Genomic DNA, 24021 nt, shown 5'->3' on the forward strand with positions numbered 1-24021 from the left:
GCGATTCCTGTAGAGCCGAGCCATGCTCGGCTGCTCTTGCCCAGGTCAGCCCAGACATTCACCACATTGCCGAGCACGGCTCGGTACTACAGATGTCGCCGTGTCGTCTCCGGCACTTGCAGTCCTGTGAGTTAGTAGTAATACTACTAATCATGGACCTGACCGACACCCAGCAGGCGATCCTGCAGTTGATCGCCGAGCGTATCGAGAGCGAAGGCGCACCGCCGTCGCAGACTGAAATCGCACGTGCGTTCGGCTTCAAGGGCGTGCGCGCGGCCCAGTACCACCTGGAGGCCCTGGAGCAGGCCGGTGCGATCCGTCGCATCCCGGGTCAGGCCCGCGGCATCCGGCTGGTGCAGGCGCCGCCGGTCGAGAAACTGGCCGAGCCAGGCCTGCCCGACAGCGTGCTGCGCCTGCCGGTGCTCGGCCGGGTTGCGGCGGGCCTGCCGATCGGCGCCGATATCGGCTCGGACGATTTCGTGGTGCTGGACCGGGTGTTCTTCTCGCCAGCGCCGGACTACCTGCTGAAGGTGCAGGGCGATTCGATGATCGACGAGGGCATCTTCGACGGTGACCTGATCGGCGTGCACCGCACCCGCGACGCCCATTCCGGGCAGATCGTGGTGGCCCGCATCGATGACGAGATCACCGTCAAGCTGCTGAAGATCGCCAAGGATCGTATCCGCCTGCTGCCGCGCAACCCCGACTACAAGCCGATCGAGGTGCAGCCGGACCAGGACTTCTCGATCGAAGGCCTCTATTGCGGCCTGTTGCGACCCAACCGTTGACCCGTTCCATAGCGCATTACCCCGCGGTCTTTTGTGGCGATTCTCTGGTTCCACTGAGGTTGGTACGGATGTCCGATAATTCTTTTCAGAGCGCCGGGCAGAATCTCAGCCTGTGCGATACGTCCGACTTAAAGTGAGCCCATGGCAAAGAAGACCCCCAAAGACAGCACCTCCAACGACACGACCTCTGCAAGGACCCAACCGATGGACGAGAACAAGAAGCGCGCCCTCGCTGCAGCTCTGGGCCAGATCGAAAAGCAGTTCGGCAAGGGCTCGGTGATGCGCATGGGCGACCGCGTGGTCGAGCCCGTCGAAGCCATCCCGACCGGTTCGCTGATGCTCGACATCGCACTGGGCATCGGCGGTCTGCCGAAGGGCCGTGTCGTCGAGATCTACGGGCCGGAATCCTCGGGCAAGACCACGCTGACCCTGCAGGCCATCGCCGAATGCCAGAAGATGGGCGGCACCGCGGCCTTCATCGACGCCGAGCACGCGCTGGACCCGATCTACGCCGCCAAGCTGGGCGTGAACGTGGACGACCTGCTGCTGTCGCAGCCGGATACCGGTGAGCAGGCGCTGGAAATCGCCGACATGCTGGTCCGCTCGGGCTCGGTCGATATCCTGGTGATCGACTCGGTCGCCGCACTGACCCCGAAGGCCGAAATCGAAGGCGAGATGGGCGATCAGCTGCCGGGCCTGCAGGCCCGCCTGATGAGCCAGGCGCTGCGCAAGCTGACCGGCAACATCAAGCGCTCCAACACCCTCGTGGTCTTCATCAACCAGCTGCGCATGAAGATCGGTGTGATGATGCCGGGCCAGAGCCCGGAAACCACCACCGGCGGCAACGCGCTGAAGTTCTATGCCTCGGTGCGCCTGGACATCCGCCGTATCGGCGCGATCAAGAAGGGCGACGAGATCATCGGCAACCAGACCAAGATCAAGGTCGTCAAGAACAAGCTGGCGCCTCCGTTCAAGCAGGTCATCACCGAGATCCTGTACGGCGAGGGCATCAGCCGCGAGGGCGAGCTGATCGACATGGGTGTGGATGCCAAGCTGGTCGAGAAGGCCGGTGCCTGGTACAGCTACGGCGAAGAACGCATCGGCCAAGGCAAGGACAACGCCCGCGGTTACCTGCGCGACAACCCGACAGTTGCTGCGAAGCTCGAAGCCGAGCTGCGCGAGAAGTTCCAGCCGACCGAAGCCAGCCGTGAGGAAGGCGACGACGAAGGCGACGACGAGTAAAGCTTGCTGTGGGGCAGGGCGGCGCCGTCAGTGACGTCGCCCTGTCCCGCAGGTTCGAATCGCCCAGGGATGGGCTGGGCGCCACGGATGGCGCCACCCTTGGAGTACGCATGTCCGACGCCGACGACATTCCCACCGGTCGCAAACGCCGGCCGCGTGAGCAGACCCCCGTGCAACGGGCTCTGGGCCTGCTGGTACGCCGCGAGCACTCGCGCAAGGAACTCACCCGCAAGCTGACCGCACGCGGCATCGAAGACGATGCGGCGCAGGCGGCTGTCGCCAAGCTCACCGAGGCCGGCTGGCAGGACGACACCCGTTTTGCCGAGAATCTGGTGCGGATGCGTGCCAACACCGGCTATGGGCCGATCCATGTCCGCGCCGAGCTGGGGACCCACGGCCTGGACAGTGCCGCGATTGCCGCGGCGATGGACAGCTACGAAGGCGACTGGCAGGAAAACGCCCGTGACCTGGTCCGCCGACGCTTTGGCGAGGCCGGCCCGCAGGACCTGACGCAGCGGCGCAAGGCCGCCGATCTGCTGGCCCGACGCGGCTTCGACGGCGACAGCATCCGCCGCGCGACCCGCTACGACCCGGATGACTGAGACTGGCGGCGCCGGGCCTGATACCCTTTAGGTTTTCGGCGGTCCCTCGCGACCCTGGCCAATGCGGCCGGTGGTCCGGGCCCGCCGGCCCGCAGACTGCCAGCCCCCCAATGAACGCATCCGCCAAATTCACGACTTCCCAGATCCGCAGCGACTTCCTTGAATTCTTCAAGGGCAAAGGCCACACCATCGTGCCGTCGGCGCCGCTGGTGCCGGGCAATGATCCGACCCTGCTGTTCACCAACTCCGGCATGGTGCAGTTCAAGGACGTGTTCCTTGGTGCGGAGAAGCGCAGCTATGTGCGCGCGGCCGACGTCCAGCGCTGCCTGCGCGCCGGCGGCAAGCACAACGACCTCGACCAGGTCGGCTACACCGCACGCCACCACACCTTCTTCGAAATGCTGGGTAACTGGTCCTTCGGCGACTACTTCAAGAAGGACGCGATCGCCTGGGCCTGGGAACTGCTGACCCAGGTCTGGAAGCTGCCGACCGAGCGCCTGCTGGTCACCGTCTACCAGACCGATGACGAAGCCTACGAACTGTGGCGCGACATGGTCGGCATTCCGGAAGCGCGCATCGTGCGCATCGGTGACAACAAGGGCGCGCCGTTCGCTTCGGACAACTTCTGGCAGATGGCCGACACCGGCCCGTGCGGCCCGTGCACCGAGATCTTCTACGACCACGGCGACCATATCGCCGGTGGTCCCCCGGGATCCCCGGATGAGGACGGCGACCGTTTCATCGAGATCTGGAACCTGGTGTTCATGCAGTTCGACCGCCAGCCCGACGGTACCCTGGTGCCGCTGCCGGCGCCGTGCGTGGATACCGGCATGGGCCTGGAGCGCCTGGCGGCGATCCTGCAGCACGTGCACACCAATTACGAGATCGACCTGTTCCAGGCCCTGATCCGTAAGGCCTCCGAGCTGACCGGCACCGCCGACCTGGAAAACAAGTCGCTGCGTGTGATCGCCGATCACATCCGTGCCTGTTCGTTCCTGATCGTCGATGGCGTGCTGCCTTCCAACGAAGGCCGTGGCTATGTGCTGCGCCGTATCATCCGCCGCGCCCTGCGCCATGGCTGGATGCTGGGTGTGCGCCAGCCGTTCTTCAGCAAGCTGGTGCCGACCCTGGTCGAGCAGATGGGCGAGGCCTATCCGGAACTGCCGGCAGCGGTTGACACCGTCACCCGTGCGTTGCAGGCCGAGGAGGAGCGTTTCGCTGAAACCCTCGACGCCGGCATGAAGATCTTCGAAGACGTCGCGGGCAAGGCCAGCAATGGCGTGATCCCGGGCGTTGACGCCTTCCGCCTGTACGACACCTATGGCTTCCCGCTCGACCTGACCCAGGACATCGCCCGCGAGCGCGACCTGACCGTCGACATCGCCGGCTTCGATGCTGCGATGGAACAGCAGCGCGAAACCGCACGTGCGGCCGGCAAGTTCGGTGGCGGCGTGACCCTGCCGGCCGAGCTGGTGGCGACCCTGAGCCCGACCCGGTTCCTCGGCTACGACCGCCTGCAGGCCGACGGCCTGACCGTGCTGGCCGTGCTGAAGGACGGTCGTCCGGTGCAGTCGGCCGATGCCGGTGACGCAGTCATCGTGATCACCGACCAGACCCCGTTCTACGCCGAATCCGGTGGCCAGGTCGGCGACACCGGCGTGCTGACCGGCAACGGAGTGCGCCTGGCGGTGGACGATACCCAGAAGTTCGCCGGCCAGTTCCATGGCCACGTCGGCACCCTGTCCGACGGCGGCCTGAAGGTCGGCGACGTGCTGTCCGGCCAGGTCGATGGCGAGCGCCGCGGCGCCACCATCCTCAACCACTCGGCCACCCATCTGCTGCATGCCGCCCTGCGCGAAGTGCTGGGCACCCACGTGCAGCAGAAGGGCTCGCTGGTCGCTCCGGACCGCCTGCGTTTCGACTTCTCGCACTTCCAGCCGATCAGCGCGGAAGAGCTGGCTGTGATCGAGCGCAAGGTCAACCAGCAGGTGCGCGCGAACAACGCTGCCGAAGTGCACAACATGGGCATGCAGGAAGCGCTGGACTTCGGCGCCATGGCCCTGTTCGGCGAAAAGTACGGTGAGCACGTGCGCGTGCTGAAGATGGGTGACTACTCCACCGAGCTGTGCGGCGGTACCCACGTCAACCGCACCGGCGACATCGGCCTGTTCAAGATCACCTCCGAGGGCGGTGTCTCGGCTGGCGTGCGCCGTATCGAAGCGGTCACCGGCCAGGGCGCCCTGGACTACGTGGACGCCGAAGAGGCCCGCCTGGCCGAGGCCGCCGACCTGCTCGGTGGCAGCGCTGCCGACGTGGTCGAGAAGATCCGTGCCCTTGGCCAGCGCCAGAAGCTGCTGGAGCGCGAGCTGGAGGCCGTGAAGGCCAAGGTCGCCGCCGGTGCCACGGCCGACCTGTCCGGCCAGGCTGTCGAGGTTGCCGGCGTGAAGGTGCTGGCTGCCCGCCTGGAGGGCTTCGATGCCAAGGCCCTGCGTGACGCCATGGATCGCCTGAAGCAGCAGCTGGGCGATGCGGTGATCGTGCTGGCCGGTGCCCAGGACGGCAAGGCTGCCCTGGTTGCGGGCGTGAACGGCAGTGCAATGGGCAAGGTCAAGGCCGGGGAACTGTTGTCCCATATCGCCAGTCAGATCGGGGGCAAGGGCGGCGGACGCCCGGACCTCGCCCAGGGTGGTGGCGAGGACGGGCCCGCCCTTGCCACTGCGCTGGCTGCAGTCGTCGAATGGGTCAGCCCCCGCCTGTGATGAACCTGGCCGTCCCCCTCCTTGTAGGAGCGGGACGGCTGACGGTACCATTGCGAATCTTTTCCCTTTGTCGTGGTAGCGCTTCTTGACGGAGCGTCAAGCCGGTGGGGGATACCCTTCCACACGGTTCCATGGAGACTTACAAAAATGTTGATCCTGACTCGCCGCGTCGGCGAAACCCTGATGATCGGTGACTCGGTGAGCGTCACCGTGCTTGGCGTCAAGGGTAACCAGGTGCGTATCGGCATCACCGCGCCGAAGGACGTCGCTGTGCATCGCGAAGAGATCTATCAGCGCATCCAGCGTGGTGATGAAGCCGGTGGCACCGGTAGCGAAAATTCTGCCGAATAACGCTTTACCTTCGCACTCGATTAACGTTATGATTCACGCCCCGCTGAGGTGCAACGCACCAGACGCGGAGAAAACCCCGGAGTGATGCCCGAGTGGCCGAAGGGGCTCCCCTGCTAAGGGAGTATAGGGTCAAAAGCTCTATCGAGGGTTCGAATCCCTCTCACTCCGCCAGATACAAAGAAGCGCCTGCAGATCCTCGATCTGCAGGCGTTTTTCTTTGTTCAACGCGGTAATACACGGCTGCGCCGCACCGGCGTTGTGCAGGCCTAGTGGGTGGTGCCAGCCGCGTCCTGCCCGACTTCGGGCGAGGAATAGAGCCTGGGCTCCGGCACCGCATGACCCGGATGAGCGGGCGGCGCAATGCCGCTTGGCGTTTCGCGCCAGAGAATTGCCAGTGTGCAGTCATTGGCACGTTGCCTGCACATTCTTTCCGCTTTGCGTTGTGCGGCGTCCGCCGTCTTTTCCCCAAGTGCAAAGCCCATGGCGACGGTGCCGGTAGCGATCGCCGAATATCCCACCGCGGTGGTCGTGGCAGTCTGCGCACAGTTGCGGGACCGAACGGCGCAGTGCTGCAGTGCGCGCTGCATCGCAGCCGACAGCGTGCTGTGGTTCATGGCGTAGCCGTAGCGGCCATCGTCGTCGTAGACGATGGCGGAGGCCGCGTTGGCGCCGGATGACAGGCACAGCAACAGGCCAAGTGACAGGGGGCGCATCCAGTTCATTCCCATCTCCATTTTCTGCTGATGGTGGATCAGACCGGGTTTGAAGCGCAACGTTGCCGCCACTACGCCGAGCCCGCAGTTCATCGAACCGCGGGCGGCGCCATCGGTTGACCGTCAGAGCCTCACCGTCACCCCCACCTGGAAACCACGCCCCGGCAACGGCGCGATGTACTTCAACGGCGAGTTGTGCGGGCGTGCTTCTTCATTGAGCAGATTGCTGCCGTTGACGAACACCTCCATGCCGGCGATGTAGCTGTTGCGTACCGGCAGCTCACGGCTGACCTGCAGGTCGACCAGGTTGAAGGCATCCAGTGGCACTTCCTCGCTGACGTTGCGGCCGAGGTACTTCTGCGTGTCGTAGTAGGTGCTGGACAGCTGCGCCTTCCAACCCTCGCGTTGCCACTGCAGATTGGCGCCGTAGCGGTTGGTCGGCATGTTCGGCAGGTACTCGCCGTCGTTGTGGGCACGGAGCGAATCGGGGTGATCGGCCTTGTTCTTCACCAGGTCGGCGAAGGCGGAGATGTTCAACGTGCCATAGCGGCCAAGGTCCAGGGCCTGCGATGCGTCGATCTCGAAGCCCTTCACCGTGGTGTCGGTCTGCTTCCAGTATTTCAGCGGCAGGCGGTTGGCGGTCTGCACGCCCGAGTAACCCAGGTACAGATAGTTCTCGTACTTCATCCGATACGCGGTGGCCGACAGTTCGAACCCTCCGATATGGAACAGGCCGGTCAGCTCCAGGTTTTTCGCGCGCTCTGGCTCGAGGTTCTGGTTGCCTTCTTCCTGGGTCATCACCGAGTAGTGCGCGTTGCTCGCATACAACTCATTGATCTCCGGTGCGCGCTGCGAGGACGAGTAGCGCACCTTGGCGGCGAACAACGGACCGAGCTCGACGTACGAACCCAGGCCGTAGCTGTTGAGCCGGTAGGAACGATCCTGCAGTTTCGTGTTGGCGGCATTGCGCGCGGTCTTGAAGCGGCTTGGTTGCAGGTCATGGTCAATGCGCTCGTGGCGCACGCCAGCGTCGAAACTGGCCCAGCCGAAGTCCAGCGTCTCCTTCAGGAACACCGCGTTGCTGCGGGTGTCGACGTCAGGCAGGTAGCGCAGCGAGCCGCTGCCGGTGACATCGCGCGACTGGTGGCTGTAACCGAGCAGGCCGCTGAGTGGACCGACGCGCTGATGGCTCAGCAGCAGTTCGGCCTGGGTGCTCTCGAAATCGTAGTCGTTGGCCCGGGTGGCACCCAGCCGTTCGCCCGAGGTGTTGTCCAGCTTGGAAACACGCAGTTCGGCGCGCTCGAACCACGGCAGCGGGTCGCGCAACAGGGCTTCCAGTGCGTAGCGTTCCTGCTTGATCACCACGCCCACCGGCAATGCGTTGGCGTAGTTGGAACCGAACGACAGGTTCTGCATCGAGAACCCGGGCACGCCGTATTCGCTGTCCTTGGCATCGATGCTGACACCCACGTAACCACGGTCGAAGAACAGGGTCGACCCGAACGCCACCTGCGAATTGCGCGCGTAACTGTTGCCCAACCGGTGATGGTAATCGGGCGTCACATCATTGTTGATCTGCTTCTGTACGTATGACGGCGTGCCGGCGACATAGGCCGGATTGACCGGATTGATATAGGTACGGCGCTGCCAGACCGAAGTCGGGTTGTTGGTGTAGAACGAGAAATCACCATCGGCCCAGTCCGGGTTCTCGGTCATGAACTGGTCGATGTAAGGCTGCGAGGCCTTGTTGTAGATCTGCTGGACGCGCGCCTCCTTCTGGCAGCTGTCGGCCAGCGCCGAGTTGACGCCGCCGGTCGGCGGAAACAGTCGGGTGTTGCAGACACTGGCCTTGCTGTTGCCGGGGATGTCGTAGTGCGAGATGCGCTGCCGAGAGACCTGCAGGTTGGTCGAGAGGTTGCGCTGGTTGTTGAAGTTCATGCGGAAGCCCTGCGCGTCGGCGGCATTGAAGCCCTTGCGCAGGACCAGTTCCATCGACTGGTCCCTGTCTTCCATGCTGCGCGAGATCAGGCCCGGATCGATCTCCACGCTGCCTCCGATCGCATTGCCGCCGTAGCGCACGGTGTCGGAGGACTTGTTGACGGTCACACTGCGTACGAACAGTGGATCGAACGGAATGTTGATGTCGCCGCTGATCGCGTTCATGCCGAGGATGGACTGGCCGTCCTGCAGGATCTGCACGCGGTTGCCGCTGAGGCTGCGGATGACCGGAGCGCCCGCGTTTGGCCCGAAGGCGCTGCTCTGCACGCCGGAGACGTGTTCGAGCAGGCCGCCGAGGGTGCGGTTCTGCGCCTGTGGGTTGTCGACAGTGACCCGGGTGTCGATGCGCGAGGGCTGGGAGGCCTGGACCTGGAGGGTGGGGAGGGTGGGTTCGTCCGCGGCCTGGGCGGTGTGGACGGCGAACAGAATGGCAGCAGCAAGCAGGTGGCGACGCATGGCACGATCCGTGAAAACAATGTGAAATGTTATAACGTAACTATTTGTATCGACAAGGGCGAAATGGGCCTTGCGGCAGGTGGTGGATATGAGAATGGTTCTCATATGAAAATGCGGGACGATCCCCTCTGGTCCCATCATGCTCAACCTCACCCTTGCCGACCTTGATCGCCTGGGCCGCAGCAGCGGCTTCCGCTATCGCCTGCCGGCGTCGGCCGCCGATCTGTCGGGTGAACAGTGCGTGGTGCAAGGCAGGGTGGAGCAGCGTCGCCTGCGCCCGGGCATGACCCTGGCGCTGTCGGACGTGATCGCCCATCAGCCGTTCGAGGCAACTTCGGAATCGCCGCCGGCCTTCTCGGCGATCGTGATGCTGGAGGGACGCGCAGGGGCGCGGCTGGCGGGGCAGGCAGTGATCGGCATGAACCCGGGTGCCGGCACGATGGTGCTGGCCGAGGCAGCACCGATGACCGCGATTCATCCCGCCGGGCAGCGGATGCGCAGCCTGAATGTCTCGTTGGACGCACCTGCCGGGATTGACGACCCGATGATCAGCGAACTGCTATCCACCGCGCATCGCACCGGTCACCCGCGGTTACGTGGTTGGCAGGTTCCCGGGCATCTCGAGCACGCCGCTGACCAGCTGCTGTCGGGCAGCTGGCACGGCGCGATGCATGCACTGCTGTGCGAGAGTATCGGCCTGCAGATGCTGGCCCTGGCGCTGGGGGCGCCTGCGAGGGAGGCATCGCCGGACCTGCGTGTTTCAGCACGTGACCGCCGCATGCTGCAGCGGGTGATGGATTGCCTGCAGGCGGCTCCAGCCGCCGACCATTGCCTGGAGGATCTGGCGCGCCTGGCCTGCATGAGCCCAAGCAGCCTGCGCCTGAAGTTCCAGCAGGTGTATCAGTGCTCGGTGTTCGGCTGGCTGCGCGAGCATCGCCTGCAACTGGCCTGCGCACAGCTGCGGCAGGGCTGCAGCGTACAGCAGGCCGCGCATTTCGTCGGTTACCGGCATGCCACGAATTTCGCGACCGCGTTCCGTGCGCGCTACGGCATCGCGCCCAGCCAGCTGCGCTGACGCCGGATCAGCGTCGGCAGTGCGCATACATCTGCTGCGTCTACGCATACGTGTGCTCACGCTCAAATGACAATAATTCTCATCCAGCCTTTCTCTCCTGCTGGATCTCCCATGCCCGCCTGTATCCGCCCGCGCGCCCTGGCAACCGCCATCGGCACGACCCTGGCGCTGTTCAATACTGCCCACGGCGCCGAGCGCGCCCCCGCCGCGAACACCTCGCAGCTGCCCACCGTGCAGGTCACGGCCGATCTCGATGGCAGCACCGAATCCTCACGTTCCTACACCACCGACTCCATGGGCACGGCGACGGGGTTGTCACTGACCTCGCGGCGGACGCCGCAGTCGGTCAGCGTCATCACCCGCCAGCAGATCGAGGACCGGGGCCTGCTCAGCACCGCCGATGCGCTGGCCACTGCTCCGGGCATCTCGGTCACGCGCAGTGATGCCAACCGCTACTCATTCTCGGCGCGCGGCTTCGACATCGACAACTATCAGTTCGATGGCGTGGTGATGCCGGTGCTGTCGCCGTGGAATTTTGGCGAGAACAACCTGGACATGGTGGTGTACGACCGCATCGAGATCGTGCGCGGCGCCAATGGCCTGATGACCGGTGCCGGCAATCCGTCGGCGGCGGTGAACTACGTGCGCAAGCGCCCGCTGCGCGACGTTGCTGCCAGTGGCGGCATCAGCCTCGGCAGCTGGGACGCGCGCCGTGCCTGGGTGGACGTGTCCAGCCCACTCAGCCGGGAAGGGCGCGTGCGTGGCCGCATGGTCGCTGCGCAGGCCGAGGGCGACAGCTACACCGCTGGCCTGGACAGCACCACGAAGACGCTCTACGGCGTGGTCAGCGTGGATCTGGGCGAGGACACCGGATTGATCGCCGGTATCTCCTACCAGGCCAACGACAATCGTGGCTTCGGCAGCGGCTTTGCGCTGTTCAACGCCGACGGCACGCGTACCCGCTTCGACCGCTCGGCATCGGCCACCGCGCCGTGGGCACGGATGAGCGCCGATACCCGCAACGGCTTCTTCGATTTCAACCATCGCTTCGGCAACGACTGGCAGGCACGCGTGTCCTACAGCCGCTCGCATACCGATATGGAGATGAAGCATCTCTACCGGGGCGGCTATCCCGATCCGGTGACCGGGGCGATGCCCAATGGCAACAGCTTCACCCGCTACGACGGTCCGGTGCGCCGTGAGGCGGTCAGTGTCAGCCTGACCGGTCCCTTCCAGCTGTTCGGCCGCCAGCACACGGCGTCCGTCGGCTGGTCGCGCTCACGCGACGAGATCGCACTGGGGCAGTACCGCGCACTGGCCCCGTTGCCGCCGTTGGCCAGCTATTTCGACTGGCACGGGCCGGGCACGCCCGAGCCGGTGTGGGCCAGCAACAAGACCCAGGCCGATGATCTGGACAATCATCAGAGCGGTGCCTATGCCGTGGCGCGGCTGTCGCTGGCTGATCCGCTGCATGTGATCGTCGGTGGCCGCCTGAGCAACTGGGAGACCGACCAGGTCTACTTCGGCAGCAAACGGAAGTACCGCTACCGCAACGAGTTCGTGCCCTATGCCGGTGTGGTCTGGGACCTCAACGACTACAGCAGCGCCTACGCCAGCTACACCGGCATCTTCAAGCCGCAGAACAACCGCAACGAATCCGGACAGATCCTCGACCCGGTCAGCGGCCGCAGCTATGAGCTGGGCGTCAAGGGCAGCTGGCTGCAGGAGCGCTTGAATGCGTCGGTGGCGCTGTTCCGCACCCAGCAGGACAACCTGGCCGAGGCCACCGGTGGTCTGGTCGAAGGCAGCACGCAGGCGGCCTACCGCGCAGTGAAGGGCGCAACGGTAGACGGCCTGGAACTGGAACTGGCCGGTGAGCCGCTGCCGGGGTGGAGCCTGGGCACCAGCTTCACCACCTTCATCGCGCAGGACGCGCAGGGCAGGGCGATCAACACCGCCAAGCCGCGCAGCCTGTTCAAGCTGTTCACTACCTGGCGGCTGCCGGGTGCCTGGGACCGGCTGACCATCGGCGGTGGCGTGGACTGGCAGAACCGCATGTACCAGACCGCCACCGCGCCCGGAAATCGCCGGGTGCCGGTGCAGCAGCCCAGCTACGCACTGGTGAACCTGATGGCGCGCTACCAGTTCAGCTCCAATGTGTCGGCGGCGGTCAACATCAACAACCTGTTTGATCGCCATTACTATTCGCAGATCGGCTTCTACAACCAGGGCTGGTACGGGGCACCGCGAAACGTGATGTTCACGGTGAAGGTCGGTTACTGAAGATGCCGTCGCGCCGTTCAGGGATCCAGCGGATCCATCGGATCGATGCGCAGCGATTCGGGAGCCGGCACGAACGGGATCGCGTACGGGGAAACGCGTGAACCGACCTTGCCCGGAACGTAACCCAGTTCATGGCGGTTGCGCTCGCTGAAGGCGCTGCTGGCGACCGAATCGATATGCGATGGACTGCTGACCACCAATGCCGGTTGCCGCGGCGGGGCCTGCAGGGCCGCCAGCAACCGGGCCGCATTGCGCAGATTGGTGGTGGTGTGGCGGGCATACGGCTCGATGATGATTGCATCTGCGGGAATGCCGAAGCGTGCCATCAGCGCTTCGCGCATCTGTACCGCTTCGACGCTGCGGGTGCCGCGTGGATGTACCGCACCACCCGAGACGATGAGGAAGGGTGCATCACCTGCCGCGTAGCGCTGCGCGGCCGCCTTCAGGCGCAGCTTGCTGCCGGCGCTGAGCGGGGTGGTCAATTCGTCCGGTCCCTGGCCCAGCACGATGATCGCGGTGTACGGATGCGCATTCCAATCGAGCTGCCGCGCACGCGCAAACGGCGCGGCGTTCATTCCCGCGCTGATCGGCTCGAAGCGGATCGCATCGAGGCGGTCATTGGCATCGAGCAGGCCTACCGCCACCGCGATGCTGCGATCGAAGGCGGTGTAGGCCGCGCTGGCGTCCACCTCGCTCATTTGCACGGCAATGGCGACGTCGCCGGCCAGTCGCGTGCTGCCCGCCGCGCCGACCGGGCCGTCGATGGCGTCGTAGCGGGGTGGCTGGCCCTGGCCGTAGACGGAGAGAATGTTGTTGAGGCCTGCCAGTTCCCGTTCGATGGCTTGGGCGTGCGCGGGAGCCGCGGCGATCAACAGGCCGGCCTGCGTGGGCGTCCAGCGTGCGGACGCGAGCGTGCAGGTGGCGGTCCGGCAGTCGGCCAGCTGCTGCATGCGTTCGGCCAGGAGGGCGCGCGCATCACCGGGCAGTGTATCGGGCTTCAACTGCATGAGGGTGGGGAACAGTCGTGCGGCCAGCGCGGCGCTGTCGCGGTCGTCGGCCGCCGCCGCAAGCGGCAGCGCCGCCGCGGCAAGCAGGGCAAGGGACAAGGCAAATCGTCGATGCATCACCAGCTCCTGCTCACCATCAGGCGGACGTTGCGGCCGAACAGCGGCCGTCCATAGATTGCCTCGGCCGAACCCTGTCCGGCCAGGGCATCGGTGCGGGTGTTGCCCTCGGTGAGTCCCTTTTCATTGGTCAGGTTGTCGCCCACCAGCTGTGCGCCCCAGTTGCCGCGTTTCCATGAAACGCCCAGCCCCAGGGTCTGGTAGGCAGGCAGCGCCGTCTGGTTGAACAGATCAACATAGGATTTGCCGACCACGTCATAGCGCAGCCAGGTCTCGAACTGGTCCTGGCCGTGCTGGAAGCTGAAGGTCGGGCGGAGGTTGCCGTAGAGCTTGGGCTCGCGAACGATCTGCTTGCCGTTGACGGCGGCCGGATCGGCGCCGGAATCGTTCTGCAGGCTGTCGTACTGCGGATCGCTGACCGTGATCGAACCGGCAATGCTGAACCAGTCGAGCGGCCGGAACAGCCCATCTAGTTCGATGCCCTTGGAGACGGCGGTACCGATGAACGGCACCGACTGGTCATTGCGGCCGGTCGTCGGGTTGAACGCCACGAACGAGGCGTTGAGCGGGTCGAACTTCGTGTAGAACGCAGTCAGGTACAGGTAGGACCGGCCGAATCCGGCCTTCAGGCCCAGCTCGTACTGGTCCAGCTGCGTCTGCACGATGGTGGGATCGATCGAGCGTGCCACCGACGAGTTGGGAACGATCTCCATGTGCGAGACGCGGGCGTAAGCACCCACCGAAGAGGTGAAATCGAAGTTCGCACCGACGGTCCAGTTGGTCGCGGACGGATCCAGGCGATGGTTCTGGACGACGCTGGTGAACCGGCGCGTGGTGTTGTCGGCCAGTGTGGTGCGGTCGCCGAGGTCGACCTGGGCGGTCTGCTCTGCATAGCCTTCATAGCGGTAGCGTTCATGGCGGATGCCTGCGTCGAGCTTGAAGCGGTCCGTCAGTGCCCAGGTGTCATTGGCATACACCGCGAACATGCGGGCATCCACTTTGCCGCGATTGAGGGTAGTGGTGTAACGCAGCGCGCCCTTGTCGGTGACGTATCCCAAGGGGGCGCCATCGTTGCCGTAGGCCACCAGATCCAGCAGGCGTGGCTTGCCGCGCATCTCCATCAGCATGTCCTGGTACAGACTGAAGGCCGTGGTGCCGAAGAAGGCCGTATATGCGCCGATGTTCAGATCGTGGCTGCCCCAGGCCGTTTCAAACAACCGCGTCGCGCTGAAGTCGGCCTGGCCGGAGTAGAAGTCCGAATCTGCGGCCCGGTACTGGGCCGAGATCACCAGGCCGGAGTCGGCATAGGGGGCGTAGGCGCTCGCCCCGTTGCTGCCGGCCAGAGCGTAGCCCATCCGCGCGACGCCGGCGCCGAAGGCGCTACGGGCCGCGCCCAGATAGCCGTTGGCGAAAGTGCGTGCGTCGACCGGGTTGGTGGTCGAGTACAGTGCGTCGAAGGTGTTGCGGCCCTTGGTGTAACCGGTTTTCAGCGAGATCGTCCAATCGCTGGCGGTATTCTCGTACTGGAAGCCGATGTTGCCGAAGCGCATGTGCCGGCCATCGGCCAGGTCGCGGTTCATGCCCTGCAGGACGCCGCCGCCATCGAGGTATTTCAGGTTGACACTGCGCAGCGACGGCGAGTTCAGCGTACCGTCGAAGTAGTCGATGTACGGGTCCAGCGGGACGCTGGGATTGCGCGGATCGGCGACCGGGATCGGCAGGTAGAACGTATTGTGGTCATCGACGAAGGTACCGCTGACCTTGAACCAGCTGGTGTCATCGAAGTAGTGCTTGATGTTGCCCCTGATCTGCCCGCCCTTGTCGTTCGGGAAGCCGTTGTCGCGGTAGCCATCGTGCTGGCGCAGGAATCCACCGACCGCATAGAAGGTGTCCTTGCCGAGGGCGCCGGACTGGTACATCTCGCCACGGTACAGCCCGGTGTCACCGACGGTCAGCTGGGCCTTGCCGTGGGTCTGTTCCGAGCCCTCGGCCAGGATGTTGTTGACGATGGCGCCGCCACTGCTCGCATAGATCGGCGCCGGACCACCACGCACGATCTCCACCCGCTGGTTCATCACGTCGAACCGGTTCATGCCGTCGCCGGAATTGAAGAAGTGGCCATCCAGCTCCTGGTAGAGCGGCAGGCCGTCCTGCTGGAAGGCGATGAAGCCACGATCGGTGGGAATGCCGCGCAGCCGGGTGATGTTCTGCACCTCGCCTCCGGTGGCTTCGACATGGATGCCGGGCACGGACCCGAGCAGGTCGGCATAGCTTTTCGGTGCGAGTTTCTGCACGTCTTCGCGGCTGAGCGAATTGACTGCGAAGGACGCATCGAAACGACGCTGGGTGCGCGCCGCACCGGTGACGACCACCGCATCCAGCGTTGCGGCGTCGACGCTGCCCTGGTTCTGGACCGGGGCGTCCTGCGCAGAAGCGTTGCCGTGCAGGGATATCAAGGCCAGGGAGATTCCCAGGACCAGGGGGCTGATGTTCATCGGAGGGCGGCCATGCAGGGAAGGGGGACCGCTGCACGGTAGGTCCGGGCGATGACGGAATTGTTTACTTCGGCGGAAATAAACAATTAAACGATGGCATCGGCGCCCAGCTGGTGGATCGGCAGCAGCGCCGCGCCCACCGATACCGCAGATCCTCCCAGCCGTGACACATGCACCTGCGGCAGGCGCAGGCTGTCCAGCGCGCTGCTCCAGCGTGCCGGCTGCTGCAGGTGTTGCCCCAACGCTTCCAGTACCTGGCGGGGCAGCGAACCGGACAGGATCACGGCGCCCGGATCGAGCCACGCCACGCCGGTATTGGCCGCCGCGCCCAGCTGGTTTCCCGCGCGTTCGGCCCAGGCACTGATGATGCCGGCATGGCTTTCCAGGCAGGCCTCCAACTCGAACAACGAAGGAATCCCGGCGCCGGCGTCGCGCAACGTGGCCAGCAGGTCGATGCCCGAGGGGCGCGGTGCGTCCATGCGGAACAGGCGGCCGATGTCGCCTGCATTGCCGAACTCACCGCGCATCACATCACGCCGGTGGATCACGCCGCCACCCACGCCGTGGCCGACATACAGCAGCAGCGCCGAAGCGCAGTCGCGGATCAGCCCGCTGTCGTAGTACTCCGCCAACGCCGCCAGGGTTGCATCGTTCTCCACCCACACCGGGAAGCCGAAGTAGTCTTCGAAGAACTGGTCGTTGTCGATATCGCGCCAGCCATGCAGCCAGTCCACCGCGTGCCGGCGTGCCGGACCGGTTTCGACCACGGGCCCCGGAACGGCCACGCCGAGGCCCAGGAACCGCGCGCGCATCAGTCCGGTGCTGCTGGTGAGGCTGCGCAGGCGCTGGTCCACGCAATGGACGAAATCGTGGGGATCTGCGCTGTCGAATGCGGTGGCATCACGGGCGATGAGCTGGCCGGCGAAATCCACCAGTGCGATCTCCAGCCAACCGGGATGCACCGTGGCGCCGGCGGCATAGCCGCCCCGGCCGGACAGCGCCAGTGGCACCGACGGACGGCCGCGCTGGCCATCGGACAGCTGTTCCTGCTCCTCGATCACTTCCAGCATCAGCAGCTCACGCGCCAGGCGGGTCAACGCGCCGTTGTGCATGCCCAGCTGGTGGGCGATGGTGATGCGGGGAACCGCGCCCATCGTGCGCAACAGCCAGATGATGCGCTTATGGTCGGCCTCCAGCGCGATCAGCGGCTTGCGGCGCAGCCGCGATGTCGGGGCCAGGCTCACGGGCGCAGGCCCTCGCTGCGTGCTGGAGGGATGGGCCAGGCCAATGCGGCCAGCGAAAGCAGGCTGCCGATGGCGACCAGCGAGACCAGGGCGACCGAGGTGTCCAGATCGCCCGCCTGTATACCGGGCAGCACTTCGCCCAGCAGCAACGAAGAGGCCGCGATGGATAGCTTCATGGTTCCGGTGAGCAGTGCAAAGCAGCTGAGGTCATCGTCGCGTCCGCCATGGATGGCGTGGCGACGGGCGATCAGCGCGGTGCGTCGCCACAGTACCAGGCCGACGCTGGCCACCGCCGTCCCGTGGGTCGCGGCACATGCAATCGCTATGGGCGTGGAGGGGAGGGCCAGGTACACGCCGACGGCTCCGACGGCCAGCACCGACATCAACGCGAGCATCCCAGTCTCGCTGTGCAGCGTTGTACGCAGGCGCAGGCAGAGCCAGGGGGCAACCACCATGCCCGCCACCATCGCGAAGGTCAGCGCTGCCCCATGTTCGGCGAAGGGGAACAGACGCCCTGCCAGGCCGACCAGCGTCGTCTCCGCCGCCGCGGCCAGCAGAACCGGCAGCAGCGCTGGCAGGGGCAGGGCAACAGCAGCGGGCGTCCTGGTTGCGCTGGGCCGTGGGGGCGTTGCGACGCAGGCCAAAGGAAGCGCAGCGGCTGCGATCAGCACGCCGATGACCATGCAGATCAGCAACGCGTTGCCACTGCCCTGGGACGCAGGCGTACCGACCACGACGAACAGCGCCGAGGCAATGCACAGCTTGGAGATCGGCACTACCACGGCGCGGGTGGAGACATAGCGCATGGCCTCGACCTCGTCACGGGGCAGCAACGACGTCAACGCGTTCTGGGCCACGTCGTAGAATGCATAGCAGGTACGGAACAGCAACGATGCGACCAGCAATGGCAGGAAGGCGGGCTCGGTTGCGTTGCCCGGGCTGAACAGCAGGCAGGCGCTGGCCGCCGTGCCGAGCCCGCCGATGAGCTGCAGGCGCAGGGCGAGGCGCTGCTGGTTGCGCAGGCGGGTGAACACGGCGGCCAGCAGCAGATCGAGCAGGCTGCTGTAGGCCAGTGAAATGGCCAGCAGCTGGCCGGTGTGGGCCGCCGACAGCCCCAGCCGCGCGTGCAGGTAGTAGCCCAGCACCAGATCCACGAATGACCAGGCCAGGGTGCGGGCAAAGTGGCCGGCGGCATAGAGGTGCCGTGGCGAGGGCTGCGCGTTCAACGCCGTGTACTGGGGGAGAAGAGCCGGAGATGCTGGATCGTTCTACTACCCCTGTGTGACATGGTCCTGACATGGCGGGTGGCCGGGCATTCAGCGCGTGGCTTGCACCCCCTGCCGCGGGCGTGCAGCATTTGCCCTGCTGCCCCCACCACGCGTCACGCAGCGCTTTCTTCACTGGAACGGAGCAACGTATGAAACTGTTGTCCGCTGTGTTGTTGTCTGCGCTTTCGCTCTCCGCCGTTCCGGCGCTGGCAGTGGAAGCTTCGCCCTCACCGCTGCTGGGGCGCTGGTCGCTGGATATCGCCACGTCTGCACTTCCCGAAGCGCAGCGCCCGAAGCATGTGGTGCTCGAGTTCAAGGACGCCGGTGCGGGGCGCTGGAGTTCACATGTGGACATCGTCCTGCACGACGGCAAGACCATGAAGTCCGACGGCACGCTGGCGCTGGACGGCACGCCGGGGCCCTTGTCCGGTACTTACGGCGCGGACAAGGCCAACCTGAAACTGCCGGCGCCGAACACCCTGGTGATGCAGCTGGTGGACCACGGCACGCCGGCCTCCACCCGCATCTATACCGTGGCGGCCGACCGTACGACGATGACCGAGACCAAGGCGTTCTACGGCCACGACGGCACGCCGATCCTGCAGACCAATCTGTTCAAGCGGATACCGTAGCGGCGCCGCCTGCACCACGCCCGCACAGCGGGCGTGGTGAATGCAGCAGCCTTATACCGCGGCCGGGTCGCGCTTGCCGGCGTCGATGTCGTACTTGTCGATGGCCTCCTGCATCCGCGAGCGTTCGATGCGACCTTCGTCAGCCAGTGATTTCAGGGCGGCCAGCACGATGAAGTGGCGATCCACTTCGAAGAAGGTGCGCAGCGATTCACGTGTGTCGGAACGGCCGAAGCCATCGGTGCCGAGTGCGGTGAAGCGGCGGTCGTTGACGAAGGGACGGATCTGGTCGCCTATGATCTTCATGTAGTCGGTGGCCACCACCACCGGGCCTTCATGGCCCTGCAGGCACTGCTGCACGTAGGGTACGCGCGGCTCCTCGGCCGGATGCAGCAGGTTCCAGCGTTCGGCGGCCAGGCCGTCGCGGCGCAGTTCGGTCAGGCTGGTGGCGCTCCACACATCGCTGGCGACGCCGAAGTCCTGCTGCAGCAGTTCTGCCGCGGCTTCCACTTCGCGCAGGATCGAGCCGCTGCCCATCAGCTGCACGCGTGGCTGCGAGGCGGTATCGGCGGCTGCCGGATGCAGCAGATACAGGCCCTTCAGGATGCCCGCTTCCACGCCCTCCGGCAGTGCCGGCTGCGGGTAGTTTTCGTTGAGCACGGTGATGTAGTAGTAGATGTCTTCCTGGTCGACATACATGCGGCGCAGGCCGTCATGGATGATCACCGCCAGCTCGTAGTTGTAGGTCGGGTCGTAGGACACGCAGCTCGGAATCACCGACGACAGCACGTGGCTGTGGCCGTCATCGTGCTGCAGGCCTTCGCCCATCAGCGTGGTGCGGCCCGACGTGGCACCGAGCAGGAAGCCGCGGGTACGCGCATCGGCAGCGGCCCAGGCCAGGTCACCGACACGCTGCAGGCCGAACATCGAATAGAAGATGTAGAACGGAATCGTGGCCAGGCCGTGGTTGCTGTAGGCGGTGCCGGCGGCGATCCACGAACAGATCGCACCGGATTCATTGATGCCTTCCTGCAGGATCTGGCCGTCCTTGGCTTCCTTGTAATAGCTCAGCTGGCCGGCATCCTGCGGGGTGTACAGCTGGCCCAGGTAGGAGTGGATGCCGATCTGGCGGAACAGGCCTTCCATGCCGAAGGTGCGCGATTCATCGGGCACGATCGGAATCACCAGCTTGCCCAGGTCCGGGTCCTTCAGCAGGATGGTGAGGATGCGCACGAAGCCCATGGTGGTGGACTGGCCACGATCGCCGCTGCCCTGCAGCTGGGTGTTGAAGATCGACAGCGGCGGCAACGGCAGCGGATCGACCTTCGCCAGCCGCGCCGGCAGCTGGCCGCCCTGGATGCGGCGGCGCTCGGCGAAGTAGGCGGCCTCGGCGCTGCCGGGCTCCGGACGCAGATAGGGCATCTCCTCCAGCTGCTCGTCGCTGACCGGCAGGTTGAAGCGGTCGCGGAAGGCGCGCACCGCATCGGCGCTCATCTTCTTCAGCTGGTGGTTGATGTTCTGGCCTTCGCCGGCTTCGCCCATGCCGAATCCCTTGACCGTCTTGGCCAGGATCACCGTCGGCCGGCCGCGGGTGTTCACCGCCTGCTGGTAGGCGGCGTACACCTTCTGCGGATCGTGGCCACCACGTGCCAGCGCCCAGATCTCGTCGTCGCTCATGTGCGCGACCCGCTCCAGCAGCTCGGGGTAACGGCCGAAGAAGTGTTCGCGCACGTAGGCGCCGCTCTGCGACTTGAAGGTCTGGTAGTCGCCATCCACGCATTCCATCATGCGCTGGCGCAGCAGGCCGCTGTGGTCGCGGGCCAGCAGGTCGTCCCAGCCGCTGCCCCAGATCAGCTTGATCACGTTCCAGCCGGCCGCGCGGAAGGTGCCTTCCAGTTCCTGGATGACCTTGGCGTTGCCGCGTACCGGACCGTCCAGGCGCTGCAGGTTGCAGTTGACCACGAACACGATGTTGTCCAGCCGCTCGCGGCCAGCCAGGGAAATTGCCGCCAGCGATTCGGGCTGGTCCATTTCGCCGTCGCCGAGGAAGGCCCAGACCTTGCGGCCCTGGTGTTCTTTCAGGCCGCGGTACTCCAGGTAACGCATGTAGCGCGCCTGGTAGGCGGCGGTCAGCGGACCCAGCCCCATCGATACGGTGGGGAACTGCCAGAACTCCGGCATCAGGCGCGGGTGTGGATACGAGGACAGGCCTTCGCGGCCGGCTTCGCGGCGGAAGTTGTCCATCCGTGCCGGATCGATGCGGCCCTCCACGTACGCGCGGCCGTAGATGCCCGGCGCGGAGTGGCCCTGGATGTAGATCATGTCGCCGTCGAAGGTGTCGGTGCGGCCACGGAAGAAGTGATCGAAGCCGACGTCGTAAAGCACCGCCGCGGACTGGTAGGTGGCGATGTGGCCGCCGACGTTGGAATGCTTGCCGGCACGCAGCACCATGACCATCGCGTTCCAGCGGATCATCGCGTTCAGGCGGCGCTCGATGGCCAGGTCTCCCGGGTAGGCCGGCTGGCGCTCGGGCGGGATGGTGTTGACGTAGGCGGTCCAGGCACGGGTATGCAGGTCGCCGTGCTGCTGCGCGTCCAGATCGCTCAGCTGGTCGATCAGGTAGTGCGCGCGCGGCCGGCCGCCGGCCTGCATCACCGCCTCCAGCGATTCACGCCACTCCCGCGTTTCCAGTGGGTCGGTATCGAAGGGGTTCAGGGCTTGGTTCATGACGGTCTCCAGAGGGCGCCGGTCGGACTTCTGCCTGGGCGACAACACCGGCAGGGCGCACAGCACTGGAGCGGGGTCGCAACGGCGGGGCCGTGACGCGAAGGGCGACCGTGGCGGCCACCGAGAAGACAAGCGTAGGCCTGCCCCCCACGCTTCGGTAGGCGGGCGAGGCTTGGGTCTCTGGCAAGCAAGGGTTGGCGCCGCGCGCCGTATCATGGGCCGATGCGCTGGGTGCGACCGCTGATCAGGCCGGGGACAGCCCAGGCAGGAACACCGGGATGATCGCCACGCCGACGCCCAGCAGGCACCAGGCGACGATGGGCAGCCAGCGCGCCAGGCGTTGGGCGGATTCCGGTGCACGTCGGCCGCCGATCCACAGCAGCAGCGTGAGCACACCTAGCGCATAGGCGAGGACGACGACTACCGGATGCACATGGATGACCCGGCTGGGCGGCCACATCTGCTGCTGGTAGGCGGTGGTGTGGGCGACCAGCAGCAGGAACAGCAGGCTGCTGAGGGTGTTGATGGCGGTGCGTGCGTTGATGGGAGCACTCCTTGTGCGGGCTGCCGGGACAGTGCAGGGGCCGCATTCTAGCGGCTGCCTGCCGGTCGTTGAAACGCCACTGTCATCGATGGCGGTCACCCTGCGGGGCTTTCCAGCCTCGGGGTGGTTGGCCGGCCGTGAACAGCGTGAGGATCTGGGAGAAGAGCTACGCGCTGCGGCGCCGGCTGCTGCGTGGCTTCTTCCTGCGTCGCGGTTCGGCCAGCGAGGATGCCGAAGACCTGGCGCAGGAGGTCTACCTGCGCCTGCTGCGCAGCACCGGCGAAGATGCCGATGCGGTCGAGAACCCGGAAGCCTACCTGTTCACCGTGGCGGCCAACCTGGCGCGCGAGCATGCGCGCGCGCGGTCGTCGCTGCCGCCGCTGGAAGACGTCGACCTGCTGGCCGAAGTGCTGAAAAGCGAAGAAGACATCGAAGGCGAATTCGAGCGTGCGCAGCGCTGGAACGATATCCGCAGCACCATTGCACGACTGCCGGCGACCACGCGTCGGGTGATGGAGCTGCACTACCGCGACGGGCTGGATTGCCCGGGAATCAGTCAGCAGCTGCAGGTGTCGGTGCACATGGTGCGCAAGCACATCGGCAAGGGGCTGGAGGCCTGCAGGAACGCGCTGGGCGCCAGGGAGCACACATGAGCCGGAACTCATCGACCGTGGCCGACGACACGATCACCTGCGAGGCCATGGACTGGTTCCTGCGCAATCGCGACGGAACACTGGGTGAGGCCGAGCGGGTTGCGTTCCTGGACTGGATGAAGTGCTCGCCGGAGCATGTGCGCGCCTATATGCACGCCCTCGCGCTGCACCGGCAGGTCGGTGAGGCGCTGCAATCGCCGTTGCCTGAAGAGGCGCCGGTGCCACCGCGGCAGGTCGCCGCCAAGGTGGTGCCGCTGTTCGGTAGCATGCATGCGCCGCCGCGCGCTGTGCGGCCTCGGGGGCGTGCGCGCTGGTGGGTGATGGCTGCCGCAGCCTGTACGGCCCTGCTCGGCGTGGGCCTGGTTCCGCAGCTGATGCCCACCGCGCAACTTTACAGTGCCGGACAGGGTGAGCTTCGCGACCTGGTGCTGCCCGACCAGACCCAGGTGCGGCTCAACGCGGACAGCCGCCTGCGGGTACGCATGGGCTGGCTCAGCCGCAAGGTGGAGCTGTTGCAGGGTGAGGCCACGTTCGACATCGCCCGCGACCGCCGTCCGTTCGAGGTGGAGGTGAACGGCCTCGAGATTCGAGACATTGGCACGGTGTTCGATGTCGCGCGACGGTTGAAGAGCACGCGCATCGGCGTGGTTTCCGGCGAGGTGGAGATCTGGAGCCAGGGTGCGGACGCCCGGCGTCTTGCGCAACTGGGCGAAGGCCGGGTGGTGCAGGTCGACGCGCGCAGCCATACGGTGGAGTCGCTGGATGTACCGTTGTCGATGCTGCTGGACTGGCAGCAACGCAAGGTGTCCTTCCTGGATGAGCGGCTGGACGAGGTAGCCGCTGCCTTCAACCGGCACAACCAGGTACAGGTCCGCGTGCTGGACGAAGGCGCTGCATCGGCACGGTTGTCGGGCAGTCTCGATGCGCATCGCATCGGTGCGCTGCAGGCCTTCCTCGAACGCGACCCGCGTTTCCTGGTGAGGCGCGAAGGCGACACCGTGCGGGTCGGCAGTCGCTGAGGCCGACGTGGCCGTGGACTGTCAGAAAAAATTCATCGAATCCGCGTTCTC

18 protein-coding genes and 1 tRNA gene are annotated in these 24021 nt (G+C 65.7%); 11 read left to right on the forward strand and 8 right to left on the reverse strand.

The genetic code is table 11. The annotated features are described in order from the left end of the window. Window positions 1-152: 152 nt before the first annotated feature. The 6 genes from lexA to AC5QAH_RS10415 all read left to right on the forward strand — a co-directional run bounded on the left by lexA (window position 153) and on the right by AC5QAH_RS10415 (window position 5913). Window positions 153-788, forward strand: a complete 636-nt coding sequence (lexA, locus tag AC5QAH_RS10390) for a transcriptional repressor LexA (RefSeq protein WP_010484251.1) — start codon at window positions 153-155, stop codon at window positions 786-788. Window positions 789-992: 204 nt separating this feature from the next. Next, window positions 993-2030, forward strand: a complete 1038-nt coding sequence (gene recA, locus AC5QAH_RS10395) for a recombinase RecA (RefSeq protein ID WP_010484252.1) — start codon at window positions 993-995, stop codon at window positions 2028-2030. A 110-nt stretch (window positions 2031-2140) separates the two neighbouring features. Beyond that, a complete protein-coding gene (gene recX, locus AC5QAH_RS10400; protein WP_010484253.1) occupies window positions 2141-2632 on the forward strand; it encodes a recombination regulator RecX in 492 nt (163 codons plus the stop codon). A 110-nt stretch (window positions 2633-2742) separates the two neighbouring features. Further along, complete coding sequence (alaS, locus tag AC5QAH_RS10405; protein ID WP_159359999.1) at window positions 2743-5391, forward strand: alanine--tRNA ligase; 2649 nt, start codon at window positions 2743-2745, stop codon at window positions 5389-5391. Between the two features lie 147 nt (window positions 5392-5538). Next, window positions 5539-5742, forward strand: a complete 204-nt coding sequence (csrA, locus tag AC5QAH_RS10410; protein WP_004152909.1) for a carbon storage regulator CsrA — start codon at window positions 5539-5541, stop codon at window positions 5740-5742. 78 nt (window positions 5743-5820) lie between these two features. Further along, window positions 5821-5913, forward strand: a tRNA-Ser gene (locus tag AC5QAH_RS10415). 95 nt (window positions 5914-6008) lie between these two features. Here AC5QAH_RS10415 and AC5QAH_RS10420 read toward each other — a convergent pair. Together AC5QAH_RS10420 and AC5QAH_RS10425 are read right to left on the reverse strand one after the other, a co-directional pair. Beyond that, a complete protein-coding gene (locus AC5QAH_RS10420; protein ID WP_032953406.1) occupies window positions 6009-6464 on the reverse strand; it encodes a DUF4189 domain-containing protein in 456 nt (151 codons plus the stop codon). Window positions 6465-6578: 114 nt separating this feature from the next. Beyond that, window positions 6579-8909 carry a TonB-dependent receptor gene (locus AC5QAH_RS10425; protein WP_159360000.1) on the reverse strand — a complete coding sequence of 777 codons (2331 nt, stop codon included), beginning with the start codon at window positions 8907-8909 and terminating at the stop codon, window positions 6579-6581. A 139-nt stretch (window positions 8910-9048) separates the two neighbouring features. On the opposite strand from AC5QAH_RS10425, the gene AC5QAH_RS10430 reads away from it, so the two are divergent. After that, the gene (locus tag AC5QAH_RS10430; protein WP_043402458.1) at window positions 9049-9984 is read left to right on the forward strand and encodes a helix-turn-helix transcriptional regulator; all 936 of its coding nucleotides are present in this window, start codon (window positions 9049-9051) and stop codon (window positions 9982-9984) included. Window positions 9985-10095: 111 nt separating this feature from the next. Beyond that, window positions 10096-12267 (forward strand): TonB-dependent alcaligin siderophore receptor FauA, encoded by a 2172-nt coding sequence (gene fauA, locus AC5QAH_RS10435; protein WP_495232325.1) that lies wholly within the window; start codon window positions 10096-10098, stop codon window positions 12265-12267. A 17-nt stretch (window positions 12268-12284) separates the two neighbouring features. Here fauA and AC5QAH_RS10440 read toward each other — a convergent pair whose 3' ends face one another. From AC5QAH_RS10440 to AC5QAH_RS10455, 4 genes are all read right to left on the reverse strand, one after another. Next, on the reverse strand, window positions 12285-13391 hold the full coding sequence (locus tag AC5QAH_RS10440; protein WP_010484259.1) for a YdcF family protein: 1107 nt from the start codon (window positions 13389-13391) through the stop codon (window positions 12285-12287). Then, entirely contained in the window at window positions 13391-15886 is a 2496-nt protein-coding gene (locus AC5QAH_RS10445) for a TonB-dependent receptor domain-containing protein (RefSeq protein WP_241874939.1), read from the reverse strand. Before AC5QAH_RS10445 ends, AC5QAH_RS10440 begins: the two co-directional genes overlap by 1 nt. 86 nt (window positions 15887-15972) lie before the next feature. Continuing rightward, on the reverse strand, window positions 15973-17130 hold the full coding sequence (locus tag AC5QAH_RS10450; RefSeq protein ID WP_049412646.1) for an ROK family protein: 1158 nt from the start codon (window positions 17128-17130) through the stop codon (window positions 15973-15975). After that, window positions 17127-18356 (reverse strand): MFS transporter, encoded by a 1230-nt coding sequence (locus tag AC5QAH_RS10455; RefSeq protein ID WP_495232326.1) that lies wholly within the window; start codon window positions 18354-18356, stop codon window positions 17127-17129. Before AC5QAH_RS10455 ends, AC5QAH_RS10450 begins: the two co-directional genes overlap by 4 nt. A gap of 191 nt (window positions 18357-18547) precedes the next feature. Here AC5QAH_RS10455 and AC5QAH_RS10460 point away from each other — a divergent pair, with 191 nt between their 5' ends. Continuing rightward, on the forward strand, window positions 18548-19030 hold the full coding sequence (locus tag AC5QAH_RS10460) for a hypothetical protein (RefSeq protein ID WP_010484263.1): 483 nt from the start codon (window positions 18548-18550) through the stop codon (window positions 19028-19030). A 51-nt stretch (window positions 19031-19081) separates the two neighbouring features. On the opposite strand, the gene aceE is transcribed toward AC5QAH_RS10460, so the two are convergent. Both aceE and AC5QAH_RS10470 read right to left on the reverse strand, forming a co-directional pair. Continuing rightward, window positions 19082-21754 carry a pyruvate dehydrogenase (acetyl-transferring), homodimeric type gene (aceE, locus tag AC5QAH_RS10465; protein ID WP_495232327.1) on the reverse strand — a complete coding sequence of 891 codons (2673 nt, stop codon included), beginning with the start codon at window positions 21752-21754 and terminating at the stop codon, window positions 19082-19084. A gap of 244 nt (window positions 21755-21998) precedes the next feature. Then, window positions 21999-22397 (reverse strand): hypothetical protein, encoded by a 399-nt coding sequence (locus AC5QAH_RS10470; protein WP_019338289.1) that lies wholly within the window; start codon window positions 22395-22397, stop codon window positions 21999-22001. Between the two features lie 38 nt (window positions 22398-22435). Here AC5QAH_RS10470 and AC5QAH_RS10475 point away from each other — a divergent pair, with 38 nt between their 5' ends. Together AC5QAH_RS10475 and AC5QAH_RS10480 are read left to right on the forward strand one after the other, a co-directional pair. Then, window positions 22436-22951, forward strand: a complete 516-nt coding sequence (locus tag AC5QAH_RS10475; RefSeq protein WP_043402430.1) for an RNA polymerase sigma factor — start codon at window positions 22436-22438, stop codon at window positions 22949-22951. Further along, window positions 22948-23970 carry a FecR family protein gene (locus tag AC5QAH_RS10480; protein WP_478414482.1) on the forward strand — a complete coding sequence of 341 codons (1023 nt, stop codon included), beginning with the start codon at window positions 22948-22950 and terminating at the stop codon, window positions 23968-23970. The genes AC5QAH_RS10475 and AC5QAH_RS10480 overlap by 4 nt, the downstream gene beginning before the upstream one ends. Window positions 23971-24021: the final 51 nt, after the last annotated feature.

The organism is Stenotrophomonas sp. YJH_SMC_43 (genome assembly GCF_059372535.1).